Source organism: Bombilactobacillus mellis (genome assembly GCF_000967245.1).
GTDB lineage: Bacteria > Bacillota > Bacilli > Lactobacillales > Lactobacillaceae > Bombilactobacillus > Bombilactobacillus mellis.
Genome location: NZ_KQ033880.1, coordinates 1 through 1,872, shown reverse-complemented (window position 1 = coordinate 1,872; position 1,872 = coordinate 1). Strand labels below are relative to the sequence as shown.

Annotated in this window: 1 rRNA gene; it reads left to right on the top strand. The window is 50.7% G+C overall.

The window, feature by feature from the left end:
- Window positions 1–242: 242 nt before the first annotated feature.
- Window positions 243–1,805 (top strand): 16S ribosomal RNA (locus JG29_RS07905).
- The last annotated feature ends 67 nt before the right edge of the window (window positions 1,806–1,872 follow it).

Sequence of the window (1,872 nt, the reverse complement as noted above, 5' to 3'; positions counted from 1 at the left end):
TAAGATATTTTCTGTTGTCACGGAGCAAGACAAAAACAACTGCCGAGCTTGAAAAAAAGTTCTTGACAAGCTTTTGGACAACTGATAAAATAAAACAGCTGCTATGGACAGCCGGTTGATCTTTGAAAACTGAATAAAGTTTCTAAACGCAAAAGTGCCGGGTTTAAAAGAACCTGTCAAAAAAGAAATAAATCAAGCGACAAGAACGCGAGTTCAAGTCATGAGCAAGAAAAGAACGAACAAAAATTGAGAGTTTGATCCTGGCTCAGGACGAACGCTGGCGGCGTGCCTAATACATGCAAGTCGAGCGCGGGAAGTCAGGGAAGCCTTCGGGTGGAACTGGTGGAACGAGCGGCGGATGGGTGAGTAACACGTAGGTAACCTGCCCTAAAGCGGGGGATACCATCTGGAAACAGGTGCTAATACCGCATAACCCCAGCAGTCACATGAGTGCTGGTTGAAAGACGGCTTCGGCTGTCACTTTAGGATGGACCTGCGGCGTATTAGCTAGTTGGTGGAGTAACGGTTCACCAAGGCGATGATACGTAGCCGACCTGAGAGGGTAATCGGCCACATTGGGACTGAGACACGGCCCAAACTCCTACGGGAGGCAGCAGTAGGGAATCTTCCACAATGGACGCAAGTCTGATGGAGCAACGCCGCGTGGATGAAGAAGGTCTTCGGATCGTAAAATCCTGTTGTTGAAGAAGAACGGTTGTGAGAGTAACTGCTCATAGCGTGACGGTAATCAACCAGAAAGTCACGGCTAACTACGTGCCAGCAGCCGCGGTAATACGTAGGTGGCAAGCGTTGTCCGGATTTATTGGGCGTAAAGGGAGCGCAGGCGGTCTTTTAAGTCTGAATGTGAAAGCCCTCAGCTTAACTGAGGAAGAGCATCGGAAACTGAGAGACTTGAGTGCAGAAGAGGAGAGTGGAACTCCATGTGTAGCGGTGAAATGCGTAGATATATGGAAGAACACCAGTGGCGAAGGCGGCTCTCTGGTCTGTTACTGACGCTGAGGCTCGAAAGCATGGGTAGCGAACAGGATTAGATACCCTGGTAGTCCATGCCGTAAACGATGAGTGCTAAGTGTTGGGAGGTTTCCGCCTCTCAGTGCTGCAGCTAACGCATTAAGCACTCCGCCTGGGGAGTACGACCGCAAGGTTGAAACTCAAAGGAATTGACGGGGGCCCGCACAAGCGGTGGAGCATGTGGTTTAATTCGAAGCAACGCGAAGAACCTTACCAGGTCTTGACATCTCCTGCAAGCCTAAGAGATTAGGGGTTCCCTTCGGGGACAGGAAGACAGGTGGTGCATGGTTGTCGTCAGCTCGTGTCGTGAGATGTTGGGTTAAGTCCCGCAACGAGCGCAACCCTTGTTACTAGTTGCCAGCATTAAGTTGGGCACTCTAGTGAGACTGCCGGTGACAAACCGGAGGAAGGTGGGGACGACGTCAAATCATCATGCCCCTTATGACCTGGGCTACACACGTGCTACAATGGATGGTACAATGAGAAGCGAACTCGCGAGGGGAAGCTGATCTCTGAAAACCATTCTCAGTTCGGATTGCAGGCTGCAACTCGCCTGCATGAAGCTGGAATCGCTAGTAATCGCGGATCAGCATGCCGCGGTGAATACGTTCCCGGGCCTTGTACACACCGCCCGTCACACCATGAGAGTTTGTAACACCCAAAGCCGGTGGGGTAACCTTTCGGGGAGCTAGCCGTCTAAGGTGGGACAAATGATTAGGGTGAAGTCGTAACAAGGTAGCCGTAGGAGAACCTGCGGCTGGATCACCTCCTTTCTAAGGAAAAGAAAAACGGAAGCACTTTTGTAGGAACTTTGTTCAGTTTTGAGAGGTCAACTCTCAA